Consider the following 21,076-nt stretch of genomic DNA (forward strand, 5'->3'; position numbering starts at 1 on the left):
GGCCTATATTTGCCAAAATAAATAGAGAGAGTTTTTAAGCGCGTATGTCAGAAGAAAAAACAATGAGATTGGGCCAGGTGGCTAGGAAACTCAACGTAGGTATATCTACGATTGTGGAATCCCTTGCCAAGAAAGGCTTTGAAGTAGAAAACAACCCGAATTCCAAAATCAACATGGAACAATTCAACATGTTGGCCAAGGAATTCAAATCCTCTGCACTTGAAAAGGAGGAGGCATCTCATTTGTCTATAGGTAAGCGTCATCATGAGACTTTTACCATTGAGGCAGAGTCCGATGTTAAGGAGGAGAAGAAACCTGAACCAGTTGTTGAAGCCAAAGCACCTGAGGCTCTGAAACCGAGGCCGGAACCTGTAAAAGAACCAGAGCCTGAAGTTGAAAAAGTTGTGCCTGAGGCACCAAAATTACAAGGCATCAAGGTTCTGGGTAAAATAGATCTAGGTGGCAAAAAAGAAGTTGCCCCCAAAGAAGAACCAAAGGCTGTAGAGCCGGAAAAACCAAAAGAGCAGCCAAAATCCGTTGCTCCGGAACCTAAAAAGGAACCAATACCTCAGGCTGTGAAGCCTCATACTCATGACAACGCAAAAGCAAAACAGCCAATCTCTCAACCTGAGGCTAAAAGACAGCCAGAACAACCAAAAACTGGTTCTAAACCGGAAGTTAAGCCGGAAGGCAAACCTGAAGTAAAACCAGTGAAAGTTGAAAAACCGGAAACTCCTTCAGAGGAAAAAGTTCCAAGTGAATTGATTTCTGCCAAAGCCGATGCCTTGAAGGGGCTCACGGTTTTGGGAAAAATCGAATTACCAGCTGATAGGTCCAAGAAAAAAGGAAAACCAGTAGCTTCTTCAGATGAAAGAGGTAAAGACAAAAAGAAAAGACCTCGTAAGAGAATTGACAGCAAGGCACCTGGAGACAGGCCAGCTGATGCAGGTCAGGCCAAAGGTCCTCAAGGACAAGGCCAGGGCGGAAGACCGGGAGGTCAAGGTGGTCCCGGCCAAGGAGGAAGACCAGGAGGTCAAGGAGACAATAGAAGAGGGAAAGGCAAACCAGCACCTGCTCAAAATGTGGGCAGAATGCAAAAGGCAGAGCCAACCCAAAAAGAAATTCAAGATCAGATCAAGCAGACCCTGGCAAGATTGCAGGGGGGTGGTAAACCTGGAAGTGGAAAGTCAAAAAGAAGAGACAAAAAAGCTGAAAGAATCCGCGAAGAACTTGAGGGTATTGAAGATTCCAAAGTATTAAAAGTAACAGAATTTATATCTGCCAATGACCTGGCATCTTTGATGGATGTTTCCGTCAATCAGGTAATCGCTACCTGCATGTCATTGGGAATGTTTGTGTCCATCAACCAAAGGTTGGATGCAGAAGCCATCACCATCATTGCTGACGAATTCGGGTATGAAGTCGAATTCGCCAAGCCTGATGAAGAAATAGAAGCAGCAGAGGAGGAGGATAGCGTAGAAGATCTACAGGACAGAGCTCCTATCGTTACCATCATGGGTCACGTAGATCACGGTAAAACATCTTTGCTCGATTATATCAGAAGGTCAAAAGTTACAGCAGATGAGGCAGGTGGTATCACCCAGCACATTGGTGCATATGATGTAAGAACTTCAGATGGCCATAAGATCGCATTCTTGGATACTCCAGGTCACGAAGCCTTTACAGCGATGCGTGCCCGTGGTGCCAAAATCACAGACGTTGCGATTATCGTGATCGCTGCTGACGACAGTATCATGCCGCAGACCAAAGAAGCGATCAACCACGCTCAAGTTGCGGGGGTACCTATGATTTTCGCCATCAATAAAGTGGATAAGCCTAATGCTAATCCTGAAAAAATCAAGGAAGAATTGGCCAATATGAATTTATTGGTGGAAGATTGGGGCGGTAAATATCAGTCTCAGGATATCTCAGCCAAAACAGGTCTAGGTGTAGATGAGCTTCTTGAAAAAGTATTGCTGGAGGCTGAAATCCTTGAATTAAAAGCCAATCCAAACAAGCGTGCAGTTGGTACTGTGATTGAAGCTTCCTTAGATAAGGGACGTGGCTACGTTGCTACCATCATGGTTCAGGCGGGTACCTTGAAAGTCGGTGACATCATGTTGGCCGGACCACATTATGGACGTGTCAAGGCCATGTTTGACCATAAAGGAAAGAAATTGTCCGAAGCAGGACCTTCTACTCCTGTTCAGGTATTGGGTCTTGGTGGCGCACCTCAGGCAGGTGATACCTTCAAGGTGTACGAGACTGAAAGAGAAGCTAGAGAAATTGCCAATTCAAGAGAGCAACTTCTTCGTGAACAGAGCATGCGAACTAAGAAGCACATCACGCTTGATGAAATCGGTAGACGTCTTGCTATCGGAAGCTTTAAGGAACTTAACCTCATCATCAAAGGTGACGTGGATGGTTCTGTGGAGGCCCTATCTGATTCCCTATTGAAGCTTTCTAAAGAAGAAGTATCAGTAAGCATCATTCATAAAGGTGTAGGACAGATATCTGAATCTGATGTCCTGCTTGCATCTGCATCAGATGCGATCATTCTCGGATTTAACGTTCGACCTTCTTCCAATGCGAAGAAACTCGCTGAGCAGGAAGAAATCGAGATCAGACATTATTCCATCATTTACGATGCCATCAATCAGATCAAAGATGCCATCGAAGGTATGTTGGAACCTGAGTTCGAAGAAGTCATCACAGGTAACGTGGTCATCAGAGAAGTGTTCAAGATCTCTAAAATCGGTACGGTTGCAGGTTCTTACGTGACTGATGGGTACATCACCCGTAAAAACAAAATCCGTGTCATCCGTGACGGAATCGTTATCCACGATGGTGAAATCGACCAATTGAAGCGATTCAAGGACGATGTTGCTGAAGTGAAAGCCGGGTACGAATGTGGTATTTCCATCAAAAACTTCAATAATATCCAAATCGATGATACCATTGAGGGATACATGATGCAGGAAATAAAAAGGAAAAAATAAAAACACAAAAAGGGAGCTCGAAAGGCTCCTTTTTTTATTTTTACCCTTTCCAAATTACCAATCTACTCCCATGTTAGCAGCATTTCTGCTTTTTTGTCAAATCATGTTGTGGCTCAGCCTGATTTCATTGATTGCAGGACTGTTCAAGCCCGTATTGGTACTTTGGTTTTTGGACAGGTTCAATAGATTGAAAGTAATCAAGGTTTACGGAGGGATGGCTTTGTTTTGGTTGCTGTTGTCAGTTCTCTTTTCGGTATTTTAGATCTGTCATCATTCTAACATATTATGTCTTGAATCGATCACTCAAGAAGTTTTCTAAATAGATGTTGATTACTTTTATTTTCACATTCACATAAAAATCAAAATTATTTATTACTTTTCGTCTTATTATCAAAATTCATTTGAGAAAAATCAGCGCCATATTGCTCCTTTGTTGCTTTGCAATGTACCATTTCGGGTACTATGTGGCCTACTATTCTTTTAACTTACAGATAGAAAATAACTGGGTTGAAAAAATATACAGTGACTCATCTGAAGAATGGGAGGAAAGGATGATGGAGATTCCGATCAGCCTTCCCTATATGGCCGATGAAGAGGAGTTCAGGGCTACCAATACCCATTTTGAAAAAGACGGTCAGCACTTCCGTGCCATTAAGCAAAGGTATGTGAAAGATACCTTGCAGATCATTTATGTTCCGGATACTGCTAAGAGAACGCTGAACAATACGATTCAACTTTGGGTCAGCTCTCTTGTACAGGATGAGATTCCTGATTCAGGCAATAATTCTCTCCTTTCCAAAGCATTTGTCAAAGACTATACACAGCCAATCAACAAAATTGATTTGGGCATTAAACTCATTGAAGAAAAACAATTGATAGGGTTTATTTTTTCAACTTATAAAAATCAGTCTCTAGAAGTAAATTCTCCTCCTCCACAGCTTATCTAAGTTGAATTTTCTTTTCTAACCTTTTCCATCAATTCTTTCTGGATAATTGAAGACATGGCTTCTATGAAGCCCTGAACTTCCTTGGTATTCCCATTACATAAAAATGGCAGCGGAATCGTACCTATTGGATTCATGATAGAGTGGACGGTTAGAAGCTATGCATGCTTCAAAAGCATAGCTCAAGTACATTTTTGATTCAACCAAACCTATGATTATGAAAAAATTTTACTGCTCAGTAATAGTGCTGGCTTTTCTATTTCTATACTATATACCAACAACTCAAGCACAAATGCCCTTTGATGAGATCATGATGCCAAAGGGAGAAATCTGTATTGCCGGCATGTTTGAAAGCAGCCGATGGAACCAATATTGGGAGGGTGACTACTTAAGGGAAAACGCCAACATAGGAACCTTTACTAGACAAATGTTGATGCCCATGGTGGCAATGGGTCTTACCCAAAAAATCAATATCATCGCCAGCTTACCATATGTAAGTACCGAAGCCTCTGGAGGTACACAGGTGGGGCAATCGGGCCTTCAGGATTTAAGTGTTTCCCTTAAAGTAGATTGGCTCAAAAAACAAATAGGCAGTGGTCGTCTATTGTTTTTAACCAATGTTCATTATAGCACTCCAGTTGGTAATTACCTCTCGGACTACATGCCTTTTAGTATCGGTGTCGGAGCTCCTGAAATTGGTGTAAGGGGCATCGGGGGTTACAAAATGGATAATGGTTTGTTTTTCAGGGCTGCCTTGGCCTATATCTGGAGAGGACAGACTGAAGTGGAGCGGAATTATTACTACCAAAACGGAAGTGTTTATTCCTCCTTTATGAATGTGCCCAATGCCCTGAATATTCATGGCGCAATTGGATACTGGACCTTACAGAAAAGATTAAGGCTGGAAGCCACGTATATGAGCTTCAATTGTCTTTCAGGAGATGATATCCGTGCCTATAACAGACCACAGCCTACCAACAAAATGGAAGTCAGTCAGATTGGTGCATGGGCCCAATACTATATCAAAGAAGATAGGGGTCTAGGTGCTTTGGCTTATGTAAATCAAACATTAAGTGGAAGGAATATGGGTAAAGCCACTACAATCGGCATTGGCCTTACCTATCAGTTTAAAGTCTATTAAAAGCCATAATCATGAAAAATTTTATAAAACACTATATAAGCCTATTATTCCTCCTTTTGATCATCAGTTCTTGTTTGGAGGAAACGCCTAATTTTTACGATTTCGATGATTATACATTTGAGAATCTCGATGAAAACGGAGGATCTTGGGCAACTATTTTGGTAAATTCCCCTGGTCAGATCAACATCCCGGAACCACAGTCAACTAGCTCTGTCACTTATCAATCCGAATTGGCTGAACTCAGGCAACAAATGGATGGAATTTCTGCTGCTGAAAAGCAAGCAGTCCAGTACTGGAGCAGTAACCCTATTTTGAGGTGGAATGAAATCGCCCTGGAGCTGGCAGCTAAATATAACCTGATTCCGGGTCCCAACCCTGACGGAACCTATACCTTACCCAATCCTGCAAGTCCGGTAGGACCACCTCCATTTCCATTTGCACATCCACCTTACACCAGCAGGATGCTGGCTTACCTGAGTGTGGCACAATATGATGGGCTGGTAGTGTCCTGGCATTATAAATTCCAATACAACAGACCTGCTCCTTATCAAGTGAACCAGGAAATTAAACCGGCATATAGTCCCAGTCAGCTTCCTTCTTATCCATCCGATGGTGCTACGGTCGCGCTGGTTTCCAAAGAGATCCTTACGGCAATGTTTCCTTTGGAGGCACAATATCTGGAAAGAAAGTATCAGGAACATATTTCAAGTCTTATTCATGCCGGAATAAATGTCCAAAGCGATATAGATGCAGGAATTATTATTGGGAACGAAGTTGTAAAATTGGCTAAGCAGCGTGCTTCAACAGATGGAATGGCGAAAGCCCAAACCCCAAAGTCAGTTTCAGATTCCATCGCCAATGCTGCATTTGAAAGATTTGGCTGGAAATGGCAAAACACAGAAACCCCTCAAAGGCCAGTGGGCTTAACGCCGCTTTTCGGACAGGTGAAAATGTGGCACGTTCCGACAGTGGAAGAAGTAAGGTCATCTCCTCCGCCTGCGCCAGGATCTGCCCAATTTGAGACCGATGCCCAAGAACTCAAAAGATATGCCGCACACATGACTGTAGAACAAAGGCGAATTGCCAATTGGTGGGAAGATGGGATTGGCTCTTATACACCTCCAGGCCATTGGAATAAATTCGCAAAACTCTCCATTGTCAAAAACAGGCTAAACCCATTGAGAACGGCAAAAGTATTTGCCTACATGAATACAGCAATTATGGATGCAGGAGTGGCTTGCTGGGATACCAAGTATTATTATCACTATCCCAGACCTGTAGAAATCATTTCAGGATTTAAAACCATTCTCGGAACGCCCAATTTCCCCGCATACACATCAGGACACTCAACTTTCTCAGCAGCTGGTGCGGAAGTACTATCTTATTTCTTTCCTAATGATGCACAGCAATTTAGGGAGTGGGCAGAAGAGGCCGCAGTTTCAAGGATTTATGGTGGGATTCATTACCGGTTTGATGCTATAGCCGGAACGGTACAAGGAAAATTGGTAGGAACTTATGCGGTTAATAAAGCAAAAGCAGACGGGACACTTTAAATGAAAATGTTTTTAAACAACCCAAAAATCATTGTCGTCATGAAAAATCTTATTAGTGCCATAAAATATATTATCGTAACATTAATTATCATGTTCTTCCCTGAAGATCTTTTTGCCCAGGGCTGTGTCGCCATCAGGCAATTTTCGGGAATAGGGAATGCCGTCGGTCAGGGAAATATCCTTGAAAAAGGGGAGCTAAACATTAGTGCTAACTACCGTTATTTCAAATCCTTCCGGCATTTTAGGGGTACCCATGAAGAACCGGATAGACTCACCAACAATACAGAAGTGATCAATTGGACACATTTGATAGACTTGAATATCAGTTACGCCTTTACGGAAAGGATTTTTGGGATATTGTCAGTTCCTTATGCTTATAATGAGAGAAGCTCATTGTATGAACATGGAAGAACCGAAAGGCATACCACATATTCCCAAGGCTTGACTGATTTGATTATAGGCGGAGGGTACTGGCTTTTTACAGGGGAAAAAAGTCCAAAAGGAAATATGGCAATCGGGGGAGGTCTGAAGCTTCCTACTGGGAATTACGGCGCCACTAGCAGGTTTTATAATGTGGGGCCAAATGGGGAATCTGAAATCCGACCGGTTGACCAATCCATCCAACTTGGCGATGGGGGCCTTGGTCTCATCATCAATGGACAAGGGGTTTGGAACCTCGGAAAAACCACCTTTTTGTATTACGACGGGTTTTACATGTTGAATCCCCGAAATACAAATGGTGTCCAAACATTCAGAAGAAGAGAAAGCGAAGCAATCATGAGTGTTCCTGATCAATATGCTTTGAGAGCAGGGTTATTTAAACCTGTTGGTTCTGCTCATGGATTGGCCCTCAGTCTTGGAGGAAGAATAGAAGGTGTACCTGTCAGGGATATCCTGGGAAAAAGCGACGGATTTAGGAGGCCAGGATACATTGTTTCTGTTGAACCAGGTGCAAGCTATATGATCAAAGATTTCACCATAGGGTTGAATGTCCCAATTGCGCTTTTGAGAAACAGGACCAGAAGCCTCACCGATATTGCTGATTCTACACCAGATAACAGGGTGCATGGAGATGCAGCCTTTGCGGACTATTTAGTGAATTTGTCCTTGGCCTGGAGAATTGCAAAAAAAGACAGTGACCTATTCAATAGTTTTTAAAAACCCAAAATGGCTGCCTTAAACCGGGCAGCCATTTTATTTTCATACATCCATCGGTTTTTCAATTTCTTTTTTTAAGCTTTTTGAGGCAAGCACGATTAACGAAACGGAGAGGATAAATAATAAAGCTGCAATAATGGCCAAGACATAGACCTCATTTTTAAAATTGTTCCAGGCAAATAGGCCAAGGGAAGTTAAGGTGACTGTGAACATAAAAAACATCGGAATGGTAACAAAGGTGGCATTGATTTTTTGCCTCAATAACCAAACAGCGATGGTGAGTAATGCCAAGGCTGCCAGCAACTGATTGGCAGAACCAAAGATCGGCCATAAAGTGCTGAAGCTACCGGATGCTAAAAGCATCACTGATAAAATCACGACTACTGTTGTAGAAAGATACCTGTTCTGGGAAATTGTCGCTCCCACAGGATGTTTGACATCTTCAAAATATTCCTGTAAGGTAAATCTTGCCAACCGTGTACAGGTATCCAAAGTGGTAAGGGCAAATGCGGAAACGGTCAATGCTACAAAACCAATCGCAAATTGCTCCGATATCCCTACCGATGAGATCATGTTCCCAAGACCGGTAGCAAACAAAGGCACAGGCCCTTCTTCACCCAATCTGCCCAAATATTCTCCTCTGCTCAATACGATAACTGCGCCTACAGAGATAATGGCTAAGAATGATTCGATCAACATTCCTCCAAATCCCACAATTTTTGCATCACTTTCCTTATCCAATTGCTTGGAAGTAGTACCGGAAGCCACCAAAGAATGAAAACCGCTAATGGCTCCACAGGCAATGGTCACAAATAGAACAGGGAATAAATACCCCAAATTATCTGCAGAGATATAGACTTGGGTATCCATCTTGATTTCCGGGTTGGCAATGAAAACACCGACTACTGCGGAGATGATCAATCCATAAAGCAAGAAGCTGTTCAGATAATCTCTCGGCTGAAGAAGCATGGAAACAGGAGTAACAGAAGCAATAAAGGCATAAATCAATAAAATGTAAACCCAAATCTGATAATCCAGTTCAAAAGGAAGCTGCATTCCCAGATAGACAAAGTAATACATCAGGACGACGCCGATTATGGAAATGATGACAAAAGAAGTCTTGCTGTTTCCTATAATCCTACTCACCAAGCCAAATGCTACTGCCAATATGATAAACAAAATAGAAGCGGAAGCCACACCTGCGTTGTTCACAAAAGTCTTGGCGATGATATCTGCAAATACCCCAATGATTAAAATCAGAGTAGAAAAGCTAAAGAGTATAAACAGCTGTTTGCCTTGCTGGCCAATATTCTTCTGAATGATCACGCCAATGGATTTTCCCTGATTTCTCAATGAGGCAGCCATGCTACCCAGGTCATGTACAGCTCCGAAAAATATTCCACCCAACAAAATCCAGATCACAGCCGGAATCCATCCAAATGTTACGGCAATAATGGGCCCTACGATTGGGCCTGCACCCGCAATAGAGGCAAAATGATGCCCCAGTACCACAATAGGCTTGCTTGGGACATAATCTATACCGTCCTTAAAAGTATGGGAAGGCGCTTTTCGTTTGTCTGATAACCCGAATTTTTTGTAGACAAAATTCCCATAAGTGAAGTAGGCCGCAATAAGAATTATTCCTGAAACTAAGAGAAGAGCAGTTAGGGTCATATAATTGAATAATAGGATTTTGGGTTTTATTTGATCATTAGCTTACCAAGGTCGAAATCTCATAAGACCCCGAAGGCAAGATTTTGTACATGTCACAGTTAAAGTTTAAAGTGAATATATTTTCTTTTATTCAAAAGGAGCTAATACTATATTTTGTGCTACAGACAGCTGGATGAATTTCCTGCAATTTGCAGAAATTACAGACTATTATTTCCTAATAGGGGCAAAATTTATGATGAAATAATAAACAGATGAGAATAGCAGCAATATTTTAATAAGGGCTAAACAATGATTTCACCACTAAAAGGTTTATGAAATGTACGGCTTGCCAGTCCTTAAATTTTATTTAATGGATAATACCTATAAATTTGTAGTCCCTGAAATGGAAATTTCGGAACTAAACATTTTCATATGGCTTGGTTTAAAAGAACAGACAAAGGAATCAAAACATCCACTGAGGAGAAGAAAGACGCTCCTGATGGGTTATGGTTCAAAACACCCAAAGGGAATATCATTCACACCCGTGAATTGAAAAACAATTCATACGTCTGCCCGGACGATGATTACCATGTCAAAATAGGATCAAAAGAATACTTTGAAATTCTTTTTGACGAGAACAAATTCAAGGAACTTGACGCCAACATGAAGTCAGGAGATCCTTTGAAGTTTGTGGACTCCAAACCATACACCTCAAGAATTGAACAAACCATCAATAAATCTGAACTGAATGATGCAGTACGCAGCGCAGTTGGTAAAATGAACGGTCTTGAAGTTGTGGTGGCCTGTATGGACTTCAGTTTCATAGGTGGATCCATGGGTTCAGTAGTTGGGGAAAAAATAGCAAGAGCAATTGATTATTCCCTGAAACACAAAATCCCTTTCCTAATGATTTCAAAATCAGGTGGTGCAAGGATGATGGAAGCTGGCTTCAGCTTGATGCAAATGGCCAAAACTTCTGCCAAACTGGCCCTTTTGGACAAAGCTGGAATACCTTACATTTCTTTGTTGACGGATCCCACTACTGGCGGTGTTACAGCTTCCTATGCCATGTTGGGAGATTTCAATATTGCTGAACCTGGTGCGCTGATTGGTTTTGCCGGTCCAAGAGTAATCCGTGAGACCATCGGTAAAGATTTGCCTAAAGGTTTTCAAAGTTCTGAGTTTGTTCTTGAACACGGTTTTCTTGATTTTATCATCGATAGGAGGCAGTTGAAAAACAGATTGACAACTTTGCTGAAACTTCTCAACAATTAACCGTATTAATCGTTATTAGTGCAATTGATAATTGGTTAAAATAAAGAGGAATAATAGCCGATTTTATCGATTTATAAATATATTTGTGTGCCCTAACAAGGTCGGAATACTGAAAATTAAAAGTAAAATTTAATATTAAATGGGTTCAGTAATTATCACTTCAATAGTAGCATTTACTCTGATTATATTGCTACTGGTTTTTATCTTGTTGTTTGCCCAGTCGAAATTGGTATCATCAGGTGATGTGAAAATCGTCATCAATGGTGAAAAAACCCTCGTAACTTCTGCGGGGTCCACCCTCTTGAGTACTCTAGGTAACAACAAAATCTTCCTTCCTTCTGCCTGTGGTGGCGGTGGTACTTGCGCTATGTGTAAGTGCGTCATCGAAGATGGTGGAGGGGAAGTTCTTCCTACAGAAGAAGGTCACCTTAGCCGTGCAGAGAAGCAAGGTAATGTAAGACTTTCCTGTCAGGTGAAAGTAAAACAGGATATGCACATCAGAATTCCTGAAGAAATCTTTGGTATTAAGAAATGGGATTGTGAAGTTATCTCCAATTACAATGTTTCTACCTTTATCAAAGAATTCAAAGTGAAATTGCCGGAAGGTGAAACCCTTCACTTTGAATCAGGAGGATATATTCAGATTGATGTTCCTGCCATCACTGTAAACTTCAAGGAAATGGACATTACGCCACATCCAGAGTTGGGTCACCCTGCTGATGTTTACAAGAGTGATTGGGATAAGTTCGGACTTTGGGATTTGGTCATGAAAAATGACGAAGAACTCTTCAGAGCTTACTCAATGGCCAACCACCCTGCTGAAGGTAACATCGTGATGTTGACCATTCGTATCGCTACTCCTCCATGGGATAGGGCTAACAACAAATGGATGGATGTCAACCCTGGTGTTTGTTCTTCTTATGTGTTCTCCCGTAAGCCAGGTGACAAAGTAACAATATCTGGTCCTTATGGTGAATTCCATATCAATCCTACACAAAGAGAAATGATCTACATTGGTGGTGGTGCAGGTATGGCGCCTTTGAGATCACATATCTTCCATCTTTTCCATACTGAGAAAACAGACAGGAAAGTATCTTACTGGTATGGTGGTAGATCTAAGAAAGAACTCTTCTATGTACCTCACTTCAGAGATATCGAAAAAGATTTCCCGAATTTCAAATTCTACATTGGACTTTCTGAACCACTTCCGGAAGACAACTGGAATATCAAAAAGTCTTTGGATGATAATGGCGATGGTTATGTTGGATTTATCCACCAGGTATTGTTTGACAATTACCTGAAAAACCACCCTGAGCCAGATGAAATTGAATACTACCTATGCGGTCCTCCTTTGATGAACGCGGCAGTGTTGAAACTTTTGGATGACATGGGTATTCCGAAAGAAAACATCAGATTTGACGACTTCGGTGGTTAATACATATTCAAGTCCCGCATTCGCGGGACTTTTTTATTTTTCTCCCGTTTTTTTATTTTATTTTTGACAATAGCTTAAATCCAATCTATGAACCTCAAGTCTTTCTTTGATCCTATACCTGAATACCTGACCAATCAAACGTATTTGCACAACTCCTTTTTTAACTATATCCACTTCTATGGAGAAACATTTCCTGATATCAAAGGCGTCCAGATCGCACTGATTGGCTTGAGGGAAAAAAGAGGAATGCCCAAATCCGATACCATTGAAAGGGCTTCCTTAGAAATCCGTGAAAAATTATACCACCTCAAAAAAGGACATGGGCTCTACAAGATTGTGGATTTGGGAGATCTGAAACTTGGAGAAACCAGGGATGAATCCATCAAATACCTTCAGAGTATTGGAGAATATCTGATCAAAAAACAAATTGTCCCCATATTTTTTGGAGGGACACATGACCTTGACTATGGTCAATATATGTCCTACGAAGGACTGAAGAAACTGGTGTCTATGGTGACTGTAGACTCCAAACTTGATATGGAAGATGAGGGGCACCCGCATGAAGTACATTCACAGGATATCATTTTGCACCAACCCAACTTTCTGTTCAGCTACAGCCATCTGGCTTACCAAAGTTTCTTGGTAGATCAGGACGTGGTAAACGTGATGGAAAAACTTTATTTTGAACATGTCAGGTTAGGCAGCCTTCGAAGTAACTTCAAAGAGGTGGAGCCCATTATCAGAAATGCTGACCTGATCAGTATCGATGTATCTGCTATTCATTCTTCAGATGCTCCCGGTGCTGCAGAAGCTCAACCCTTTGGCCTGTCAGGAGAAGAAGCCTGTCAGATCTGTAGATTTGCCGGCATGAATGAAAAATTGTCCTCTATAGGCATCTATGGATATCAGCCATACTTCGATGACAACCGAAATAAAACTGCATCAATCATTGCCACTATGATGTGGTATTTTATTGAGGGCTTTTATGACCGGAAAGACAGCTTGTCCTTTAAAAGCAGCGATTATATCAAATATACCGTATCTTTGGACACGAAACCTTCCATTTTGGTTTTTTACAAAAGTAAAAGAAGCGACAAATGGTGGATGGAGATCCCCCAATCGGACCAACATAAATTCGACAGGTCTACCATCATTCCTTGCAGCTATCAGGATTATCAATTGGCACAGTCCGGTGAAATTCCTGAAAGATGGATAAACGCACAGCTTAAGCTTATGTAGATGAAAACCTACAGCAGGCAACAACTTGCCCTCAGGAATGGGCAGGACAAACCCGAAATTTGGGTTGCTTACCAAGGAATAATTTATGATGTGACCCAGTCCAGGCTTTGGAAAAATGGCAAACACTATGAGCATTGGGCAGGTCAGGACCTTACTGATGAATTACAGGATGCTCCCCATACGGCCAATGTTTTTCTGAAATTTGAGAAGGTGGGAATTCTTACAAACTAGGATGATACTTATTGCAGACAGTGGCGCCAGTAAAACCGATTGGCGTTTGATTAGAAATACAGGAAAAATTGAACAGCACAGGGGAATTGGGTTTAACCCTAATTACCAAACTGCTGCTGAAATGGCCAGCGAGCTGCAGGATGAATTCTTATTGGGTATCAGCCATGAAGTTGACACCATCTATTATTACGGGTCAGGATGTGGCACTCCCAAAAACAGGTTGCAAGTAGAAAAGGCATTGAGAAGTATTTTCAAAATTCAGGAGATCAATGTTGACCATGATATGATGGCGGCAGCACGGGCGACTTGTGGGCATGAAGCCGGTATTGCCTGTATCTTAGGCACGGGTTCTAATAGTTGTGATTATGATGGAGAAATCATTATTGACAAGAGGCCTGCACCTGGGTATATTTTAGGAGACGAAGGAGGAGGGGCCTATATCGGTAGAAAGTTTCTGGCTGACTTTATACATGAAGATATGCCGAATAAAATAAGGGAACAGATGTTGGATAGATTCCAATTGGATTATCAGACCATCATTGAAAATGTCTATCAAAGACCTTTCCCTGGAAGATATATGGCAAGTTTTTGCCGTTTTATTTCAGAAAATAAAAGCGATCCCTATTGTTATATGCTTTATTACAACGCTTTTCAGGATTTCTTTAGAAAGCATGTCATGAAGTACAAAGATTACAAAAACAAACCGGTAAACTTTGTAGGGTCTATCGCTTTCTACAACAGTGATATTCTTAGAAATGCTGCCTTTGATGCTGAAATTCAAGTCAATTTGATTATAGAAAGCCCAATTGCCGGTTTAACCCTTTACCACCAAAAAATGCCATGAGTACTACAGAGAGCAGCTCATTATACGACAATCTGGAGAAAATGGATGTGTTGTCCTTGCTCCAAAACATCAACAGAGAGGATAAAAAAGTAGCCTTAGCAGTTGAAGAAAAACTTCCTGCCATTCAGGGATTGGTAGAAATGATTGTTCCTAGAATGAATGAAGGGGGCAGACTATTTTACATAGGAGCCGGAACAAGTGGCAGATTGGGAATTCTGGATGCCTCTGAATGCCCCCCGACCTATGGAGTGCCTTTTGATTGGGTAGTTGGCATTATTGCTGGGGGGGATACTGCTATTCGGAAGGCCGTTGAAAATGCAGAGGATGATGCAAATCAAGCTTGGCATGATATCCAACAATATGGCTTCAATAAGCATGATATCGTTATAGGAATTGCAGCTTCAGGTACTACCCCTTATGTCATTGGTGGTGTCAAAGCTGCCAAGGAAGCTGGCCTTCTGACCGGATGCATTACCTGCAACCTTGGCACCCCACTTGCCGCTGCAGTAGATTGTCCCATCGAAGTGGTAGTGGGACCGGAATTTGTGACAGGAAGTACCAGGATGAAAGCAGGGACTGCTCAAAAACTTGTCCTGAATATGATCTCCACCACCACTATGATCAAATTGGGAAGGGTAAAAGGCAATAAAATGGTGGACATGCAGCTTTCCAATCAAAAATTGGTCAATAGAGGTACCAAAATGATCATGGAGGCAACGGGTCTTGATGAAAAAGAAGCTCAGGCATATTTGATGCAACACGGATCCGTGCGGTCTGCAGTTGAAGCTTTCTTCAGTAAGAAATAAGTAATCAAAGATATTCAAAATAGTTTCACTATCTTTGCATCCCTTTTAAGTTCAGGAACTTAGAACCTGATAAAAGGATAAAAACAAATCCCAGCAGAGATGCTGCAATAACATGAGAAAAGACAACAACAAAAGGCCTGATTCTAAAAGAGAAGGCAATTCCCGACCTGAAAGAGGAAGTGGAAAATTTGACTCCAAAAGAGATTTTTCAAAGAAGAAAGATTTCAAGGAATCCAGAAATACTGAGGGGGGGAAACCTGAAAGATCAGGAGAATGGAAATCCAAACCAAGCTCAGGAAAAACTTACGGTAAACCTGGTTTTAAGAAATACGATAACGCCGAAGGTGGTAGATCTGAAAAAACAGGAGCTTGGAAACCCAAATCAGATTCAGGCAAAACTTATCCCAAAAAAGATTTTAGTAAAGGATCTAGGTCAGAAGAAAGTGCAAGACCTGAGAGATTGGGAGATTGGAAGCCTAAAACAGCGTATAATAAATACGATAAGTCTGATAAAGGCAGGCCTGAAAGATCTGGTGATTGGAAATCCAAATCAGATACAGGTAGAAGTTATCCTAAAAAAGATTTTGGTAGAGGATCCAGGACAGATGAAGGTGTAAGACCTGAGAAGTCCGGTGATTGGAAACCCAAAACAGAATATAACAAGTACGATAAGTCTGATAAGGGTAGGTCTGAAAGATCTGGAGACTGGAAATCCAAATCAGATTCAGACAGAACTTATCCCAAAAAAGATTTTAGTAAAGGATCCAGAACAGATGAAGGTGGTAAGCCATCTTACGACAAAGCCAAATGGGGGCCAAAATCAGACACAGGAAAGCCTGAGGGGGGCGACTACAAAAAAGTCTACAAAGGAAGGGGAAAGGACGAAAAGCCTATTCATGAGTGGGTTCCTGCCTCCAAAGTTGCGGATGAATCCAAATACAAGAAGAAATTTAATAAGCCTTTTATAAGGCAAGCAGACGAAGAGAGACCGGATTATAATTTTGAGGCCTTGGAGAAAAACCATGGAAAGAAGAATGTTTCTGACATGCTCCGTCTTAATAAATTCATTTCCAATTCGGGAATATGCTCAAGACGTGAAGCTGACTCCCTGATACAAAGAGGAGAAGTTAAGGTTAATGGCGAGGTGATAACAGAGCTTGGTTATAAAGTTAACAAGACTGATAAAGTTTCTTATAAGGGTAAATTGATCAATCCTGAAAAGCCAGTTTACCTCTTGTTAAACAAGCCAAAAGATTTCATCACGACAACGGATGATCCCATGGAAAGGAAAACAGTCATGAACCTGATCGCCCATGCCTGTGAAGAAAGGGTATTCCCTGTAGGAAGACTGGATAGAAATACAACAGGATTGCTGCTATTCACCAATGACGGAGATCTTGCTGCCAAACTTTCCCATCCTTCAAACAATATTAAGAAGATCTATCAGGTGACCTTGGATAAACCGATCACACAAGGTGATGAACAGGCGATTCTTGAAGGACTGACTTTGGAGGACGGACCTGCCCAAGTAGATGACATGCAAGTTTTGTCAAAAGACAGAACTATCCTTGGATTGGAAATCCACTTAGGAAGAAACCGAATCGTGAGAAGGATCTTCGCACACTTGGGCTATGAAGTCATCGCGCTTGATAGGGTCATGTATGCAGGTCTGGACAAAAAAGATATACCGAGAGGAAATTACAGATTCCTGACAGAAAAAGAAGTCATCAGGTTAAAATACTTCTAATTAATGCAAAAAGGCCACAAATAAAATTGTGGCCTTTTTTATTAGGTTAATGAAGGAAACTACCTTATTGCTAAAGTTTTTGCATAACCTTCATTGGTCTTGACAAAGAATTCTACCTTGGCAGTCGGGCTTATTCCCTGAAGCTTATATAACTTTTGGAATCCACTCACATCATTCAGTTTTTCTTCATGGACCAATCTATCATTCTCAAAAACCAAAACAGACATTGCTGTTGGTAACAAGGAATTGACCAGTAGCTTGTAGCTGTTATTTTCTACTTTTTCTAGTCTGGAATAGATTACAGGTGCTGGACTTGCCGGATTAACCTGAAGTTGTAAATAATCTACAACAGATGTACCGTCAATCACCTCCATGGTATAATTTCCTGGGGTCAGTTGGGAAACATCATAGTACCTCGCAAAGGCAGTTTTGGCTGTAATTCTATCTTTCTGTACCAAAGCATTGTTGGCATCATAAATTTTCACAGTTACAGTTCCTTCTGGAAGGATTCCATAAAGCAGCTGAACTTTGTTTTGATCCACTTTTCTAAGGGATACCGGTGCTTTTTCAGGTAAATTACCTGCGTCGTTTGCCATGGTGCTATATATAACACCAATAGCCATGATGAATGTGAATAAAACTCTCATTTTACAAATAATTTAATAGGTTTAAGAAATTTCTGTTGATTGAACCTCTCATGGGATTTTCCCAATTCAAAGTGGTAGAGGTCGGTTATTAGGGGAGATAGCCTGAATTTTCAATAGCTACGGTACAAATGTAAAATCAATATTTTATAATTACAAATATGTTAATAAAAACTCTATTTTATTACCGATTCAATATTTTTACATTATATTTTTTAACATATCAAAAATATGGCTAAATTTTTTCGGAATCGATGTCATGAGAAATTTTAACATGAAATACCTGTACCAAACAGAATTAAATTTTATGTGAAAAATTATTCTTATCCATCAAAAAAGCATATAGAACAGGGGTATCAAAACAAAAAGTCCAGACCTCAGGGCCTGAACTTTTTGCTATTTATGGAAGATATTGGTGAAGAGTTATTTGATGTTGCCTCCAACCTCTGCCAAGGTTTTGGAATCAAAGTCTCCTTTCAATTCAAGAACCAGCATTTCGCCATTGTCATCTTTGACCATGACCACCACATCACTGATTCTCCTTGTTCCTTTGGTATAAATGAGAAATGAGCTCTTTTTTTCAGTAGCCTCCATCATCAACTCAAACCTTTCTCTTTCGAGTCCTTTTTGTAATGCTTTGAATTCAGTGCTTGCCATTTGTGCATCTCCAGGGAGCTTAAACATTTTGAGCCTTTCCATAGAATTGGAAATGGCTTCTGCCTGCCCATTATCCAGTTTGACGTTCATGCTTTTGGCAAAATTCATAAAACTACCTCCAAGATCAAGGTGGAAGAAGTCTGGATTGCTTTTATGCTTTTGGTACAATGCTTCCACAGATTTACTCTGCGCAAAGCTGTTTTGCGCAAATAGCATCAAGGACGCCGCTATTAAAATGAGGTGCTTTTTCATCATGTTGGGGTTAGTTATTGAATATGTTCATTATCTGAAATTGAAGTCTATCTTTCTCTCGGGTATTTGGCTTATACTTGAAATATAATAGCTCATAATTATCTTTTGTACTTGTCAAAAAATAAACCTCTTCCTGGTCTTTGCTGCCATTTGAGAACATGTAGAAGATATTTTCTCCGTTTGCCTGTTCAAAAACAGGTTTAAATTCAGCAGAGATGGATTTTTCTAATGTTTCAGCTAAAAATTTTCCGGAAACTTCTTCTCTAGGATAAACAGCAGAGACCATTTTCTCAAAATTACTGAAGTCAATAGCAAGTTCTGAATTTTGCTGATCGTTGAAAGATAGTCTATAGGTGGCACTAATTTCAGCATTTCTCATCCCCTTGATCAAATCAGTATCTTCCCATGGCCAAAGCAATTTTGATTCCACGTGACTTTCCAAATTCCTATTTATAGCATCATAAGGATCAGATTGTCCAAATCCATTTTGAATACTCAACAGTAAATAGACTACTGTCAAAATGAAATAATTTTGTTTCATCGTTTTTGATTTTTATAAAATTTTCTAAAATCCTCCCTTTCCTACTTTTCACTCTTTCCTTTTTGAATCTTCGATCCTCAGGGCAATATTTTGAGTCTAGTTTCTCGTTTCTAGCATCTACGCTCTTGACTTATGAGGATTGCATTTTGTTTCAGAAATCCCCCTTTCGAAATCCCCCTTCTCGCATCTCGTCTTTCGCATCTCACTTTCCTTTCTTATACTGATCCATTCCCGGCACATTGGTTTTTTCCGCCAGGATATTCAAATCCTGATAGGTGAAATTGCCCAACATGCTGAGCAGGGTAAAATCATTGCCTGAACCTGAAATCATCAAGAGTTCCATCACTTTTCCGTTTTCCTCCCGGACCATAAATTTGGTATTTGAACCCTTGTCTGCCACATCCATCAGATCTTCGTATTTATTTTTAGTCAGGGTTCCCATAGCTTCTTTATAAAGAGGTAGCCCATCTATTTTTTCCGCACTCAGGATGCGGATACCCCTGACTTTGGTGATCAGTTCGCCCAAGTCTTTGGCTTCTTTATCTGTCGCTGCTTCACCTGATTTCAGAAAACCTCCTGCCATCTGCATCATCTTTGGGCTGATATATACCCTGGAGAATCGGTCATCTTCCATATATTTGGAGAAAAATTTGACGATCGCATCATCCTGCGCCTGTATCCCTGAAAAGATCAGGAAGAACAGTATAAATAGGATACTTTTTTTCATAGCTTATTGAGTTTCAATGTCGAACAATTCATTGGTGGTATTGAGGTGCCTGAACTCTTCCAACAAATGTAAGTTTTCAGTCCCTTTTTGCATATTGGTCTGAATCAGCGTCAAAGCATCCATTACCTGTTGATAGGCTTCTTTTTCAGCCTGCTTTTGCTGATAGAAGTAGATACTGATGCCAGAAACCAACAAAACCAACAAACCCGCCGCAATTCGGTACCACATCGGATTCCATCTTTTGACCCTACCCTGAGGGTGCTGGATGTCTTCTTTTAGGTTGGTGTATTCCGCTATACCCAGAAAAAAGGATTTTTCGGCTTCATAGCCTTCAGGTTGAAGGAGGAGACTTCTGAGTTCCTTTTCTTCTTCCAAAGAAGTCTCCCCTTCCCAGTAGCGTTGTAGCAGTATGTCCAGTCGGTTTTTCATTTTCCAGTTGTCAGATAATTTCTCAATGTTTGCCTGGCCCTATGCAGGTTTACTTTGACCTGATCCAGGCTGATCTCCAGGTAGTCAGAAATCTCTTCATAAGTCAGGCCTTCCACCTCCCTGAGCTGAAAGATTTCCCTTTGTTTTTCGGGCAGCATTTCTATAAATCCCATTACCAATTTCAACTTTTCTGAAATCGGCTCATCACCCTCAGCCGTATCTTCCGCAACATCCAGATCAGTGATTGGTACTATTTTCTTCAATCGACGAAAGTGTTGCATGCTTTCGTTTTTGAGTGTGCGGACTATCCAACCGGTGGGGTTGTCCATGGATTGTAGGTCATTTCTTTTGGTCCAGGCTTTTTCAAAAACCTGCTGTAATACGTCATTTGCCACCTCCTTATCTTTGACCCAGAGGTATGCCATGCGATACAGCTTGCTTTTTAAAGGCCAAATATGTGCTTCAAAAAATGACTTCATTCAGGTAGATGATGAACGGGTTTGGTAAATGTTACAGCAATTTGAAAAAAATTCTCAAATTAGATTCAATTTAAATTATTGACATAAATAGTATGCATGCCTACTATTTATTATTTTGCACCTAAGAAATTGGAAGACTATGAACCTATGCATCAAAAATAAACCGGAAAGTAAGGGCATAAAAAAAGCCCTGAATGATTTCAGGGCTTGTGGTGATGAGTGGACTCGAACCACCGACTCACGGATTTTCAGTCCGATGCTCTACCAACTGAGCTACATCACCGTCCGTTAAAGTGATGCAAAGGTAGGTATTTGAAACTTT

Annotated in this window: 21 protein-coding genes and 1 tRNA gene; 13 read left to right on the plus strand and 9 right to left on the minus strand. The window is 40.9% G+C overall.

The genetic code is table 11. The features are described from left to right. The first annotated feature begins 44 nt into the window (after positions 1 to 44). The 3 genes from infB to ACFFIP_RS14385 all read left to right on the plus strand — a co-directional run bounded on the left by infB (position 45) and on the right by ACFFIP_RS14385 (position 3,946). Positions 45 to 2,999, plus strand: a complete 2,955-nt coding sequence (gene infB, locus ACFFIP_RS14375) for a translation initiation factor IF-2 (protein WP_382388387.1) — start codon at positions 45 to 47, stop codon at positions 2,997 to 2,999. Positions 3,000 to 3,102: 103 nt separating this feature from the next. Further along, complete coding sequence (locus tag ACFFIP_RS14380; protein ID WP_382388388.1) at positions 3,103 to 3,261, plus strand: hypothetical protein; 159 nt, start codon at positions 3,103 to 3,105, stop codon at positions 3,259 to 3,261. A gap of 139 nt (positions 3,262 to 3,400) precedes the next feature. Next, positions 3,401 to 3,946, plus strand: coding sequence for a hypothetical protein (locus tag ACFFIP_RS14385; protein ID WP_382388389.1), 546 nt, complete (start codon positions 3,401 to 3,403; stop codon positions 3,944 to 3,946). On the opposite strand, the gene ACFFIP_RS14390 is transcribed toward ACFFIP_RS14385, so the two are convergent. Further along, a complete protein-coding gene (locus ACFFIP_RS14390; protein ID WP_382388390.1) occupies positions 3,943 to 4,080 on the minus strand; it encodes a hypothetical protein in 138 nt (45 codons plus the stop codon). The two genes, ACFFIP_RS14385 and ACFFIP_RS14390, sit on opposite strands and share 4 nt — an antisense overlap. Before the next feature lie 80 nt (positions 4,081 to 4,160). Between ACFFIP_RS14390 and ACFFIP_RS14395 the strand changes: the two genes are divergently transcribed. Genes ACFFIP_RS14395 through ACFFIP_RS14405 form a run of 3 tightly spaced genes read left to right on the plus strand, consistent with a single transcriptional unit; the run spans position 4,161 to position 7,795 of the window. Further along, the gene (locus ACFFIP_RS14395; protein WP_382388391.1) at positions 4,161 to 5,084 is read left to right on the plus strand and encodes a transporter; all 924 of its coding nucleotides are present in this window, start codon (positions 4,161 to 4,163) and stop codon (positions 5,082 to 5,084) included. 11 nt (positions 5,085 to 5,095) lie between these two features. After that, on the plus strand, positions 5,096 to 6,637 hold the full coding sequence (locus ACFFIP_RS14400; RefSeq protein WP_382388392.1) for a vanadium-dependent haloperoxidase: 1,542 nt from the start codon (positions 5,096 to 5,098) through the stop codon (positions 6,635 to 6,637). A gap of 39 nt (positions 6,638 to 6,676) precedes the next feature. Then, positions 6,677 to 7,795, plus strand: a complete 1,119-nt coding sequence (locus ACFFIP_RS14405; protein WP_382388393.1) for a hypothetical protein — start codon at positions 6,677 to 6,679, stop codon at positions 7,793 to 7,795. Positions 7,796 to 7,837: 42 nt separating this feature from the next. On the opposite strand, the gene ACFFIP_RS14410 is transcribed toward ACFFIP_RS14405, so the two are convergent. Then, complete coding sequence (locus ACFFIP_RS14410) at positions 7,838 to 9,469, minus strand: carbon starvation CstA family protein (RefSeq protein ID WP_382388394.1); 1,632 nt, start codon at positions 9,467 to 9,469, stop codon at positions 7,838 to 7,840. Positions 9,470 to 9,880: 411 nt separating this feature from the next. Here ACFFIP_RS14410 and accD point away from each other — a divergent pair, with 411 nt between their 5' ends. The 7 genes from accD to ACFFIP_RS14445 all read left to right on the plus strand — a co-directional run bounded on the left by accD (position 9,881) and on the right by ACFFIP_RS14445 (position 17,025). Next, a complete protein-coding gene (accD, locus tag ACFFIP_RS14415; protein ID WP_382388395.1) occupies positions 9,881 to 10,723 on the plus strand; it encodes an acetyl-CoA carboxylase, carboxyltransferase subunit beta in 843 nt (280 codons plus the stop codon). Between the two features lie 139 nt (positions 10,724 to 10,862). Then, on the plus strand, positions 10,863 to 12,158 hold the full coding sequence (gene nqrF / locus ACFFIP_RS14420) for an NADH:ubiquinone reductase (Na(+)-transporting) subunit F (RefSeq protein WP_382388396.1): 1,296 nt from the start codon (positions 10,863 to 10,865) through the stop codon (positions 12,156 to 12,158). 87 nt (positions 12,159 to 12,245) lie between these two features. Continuing rightward, positions 12,246 to 13,397, plus strand: coding sequence for a formimidoylglutamase (locus ACFFIP_RS14425; RefSeq protein ID WP_382388397.1), 1,152 nt, complete (start codon positions 12,246 to 12,248; stop codon positions 13,395 to 13,397). Continuing rightward, a complete protein-coding gene (locus ACFFIP_RS14430) occupies positions 13,398 to 13,628 on the plus strand; it encodes a cytochrome b5 domain-containing protein (protein ID WP_382388398.1) in 231 nt (76 codons plus the stop codon). It begins immediately after the preceding gene. Position 13,629: 1 nt separating this feature from the next. Then, positions 13,630 to 14,472: an N-acetylglucosamine kinase gene (locus ACFFIP_RS14435; protein WP_382388399.1), complete on the plus strand. Its 843-nt coding sequence runs from the start codon at positions 13,630 to 13,632 to the stop codon at positions 14,470 to 14,472. Next, a complete protein-coding gene (gene murQ / locus ACFFIP_RS14440; RefSeq protein WP_382388400.1) occupies positions 14,469 to 15,278 on the plus strand; it encodes an N-acetylmuramic acid 6-phosphate etherase in 810 nt (269 codons plus the stop codon). Before ACFFIP_RS14435 ends, murQ begins: the two co-directional genes overlap by 4 nt. A 112-nt stretch (positions 15,279 to 15,390) precedes the next feature. After that, positions 15,391 to 17,025, plus strand: a complete 1,635-nt coding sequence (locus ACFFIP_RS14445) for a pseudouridine synthase (RefSeq protein ID WP_382388401.1) — start codon at positions 15,391 to 15,393, stop codon at positions 17,023 to 17,025. Positions 17,026 to 17,084: 59 nt separating this feature from the next. Here ACFFIP_RS14445 and ACFFIP_RS14450 read toward each other — a convergent pair whose 3' ends face one another. The 7 genes from ACFFIP_RS14450 to ACFFIP_RS14480 all read right to left on the minus strand — a co-directional run bounded on the left by ACFFIP_RS14450 (position 17,085) and on the right by ACFFIP_RS14480 (position 21,037). Continuing rightward, positions 17,085 to 17,672, minus strand: a complete 588-nt coding sequence (locus ACFFIP_RS14450) for a T9SS type A sorting domain-containing protein (RefSeq protein ID WP_382388402.1) — start codon at positions 17,670 to 17,672, stop codon at positions 17,085 to 17,087. 420 nt (positions 17,673 to 18,092) lie between these two features. Next, a complete protein-coding gene (locus ACFFIP_RS14455; RefSeq protein WP_382388403.1) occupies positions 18,093 to 18,581 on the minus strand; it encodes a DUF4252 domain-containing protein in 489 nt (162 codons plus the stop codon). A gap of 7 nt (positions 18,582 to 18,588) precedes the next feature. Further along, positions 18,589 to 19,119, minus strand: coding sequence for a hypothetical protein (locus tag ACFFIP_RS14460; protein WP_382388404.1), 531 nt, complete (start codon positions 19,117 to 19,119; stop codon positions 18,589 to 18,591). 202 nt (positions 19,120 to 19,321) lie between these two features. Further along, on the minus strand, positions 19,322 to 19,846 hold the full coding sequence (locus ACFFIP_RS14465) for a DUF4252 domain-containing protein (protein WP_382388405.1): 525 nt from the start codon (positions 19,844 to 19,846) through the stop codon (positions 19,322 to 19,324). A gap of 3 nt (positions 19,847 to 19,849) precedes the next feature. Beyond that, positions 19,850 to 20,275: a PG0215 family putative anti-sigma factor gene (locus tag ACFFIP_RS14470; RefSeq protein ID WP_382388406.1), complete on the minus strand. Its 426-nt coding sequence runs from the start codon at positions 20,273 to 20,275 to the stop codon at positions 19,850 to 19,852. After that, on the minus strand, positions 20,272 to 20,754 hold the full coding sequence (locus tag ACFFIP_RS14475) for a GFO_1088 family ECF-type sigma factor (protein WP_382388407.1): 483 nt from the start codon (positions 20,752 to 20,754) through the stop codon (positions 20,272 to 20,274). Before ACFFIP_RS14475 ends, ACFFIP_RS14470 begins: the two co-directional genes overlap by 4 nt. Positions 20,755 to 20,964: 210 nt before the next feature. Beyond that, a tRNA-Phe gene (locus ACFFIP_RS14480) sits at positions 20,965 to 21,037 on the minus strand. Positions 21,038 to 21,076: the final 39 nt, after the last annotated feature.

The sequence above is a fragment of the Fontibacter flavus genome, assembly GCF_042432905.1.
In the GTDB taxonomy this organism is placed as follows: Bacteria; Bacteroidota; Bacteroidia; order Cytophagales; family Cyclobacteriaceae; genus Fontibacter; species Fontibacter flavus.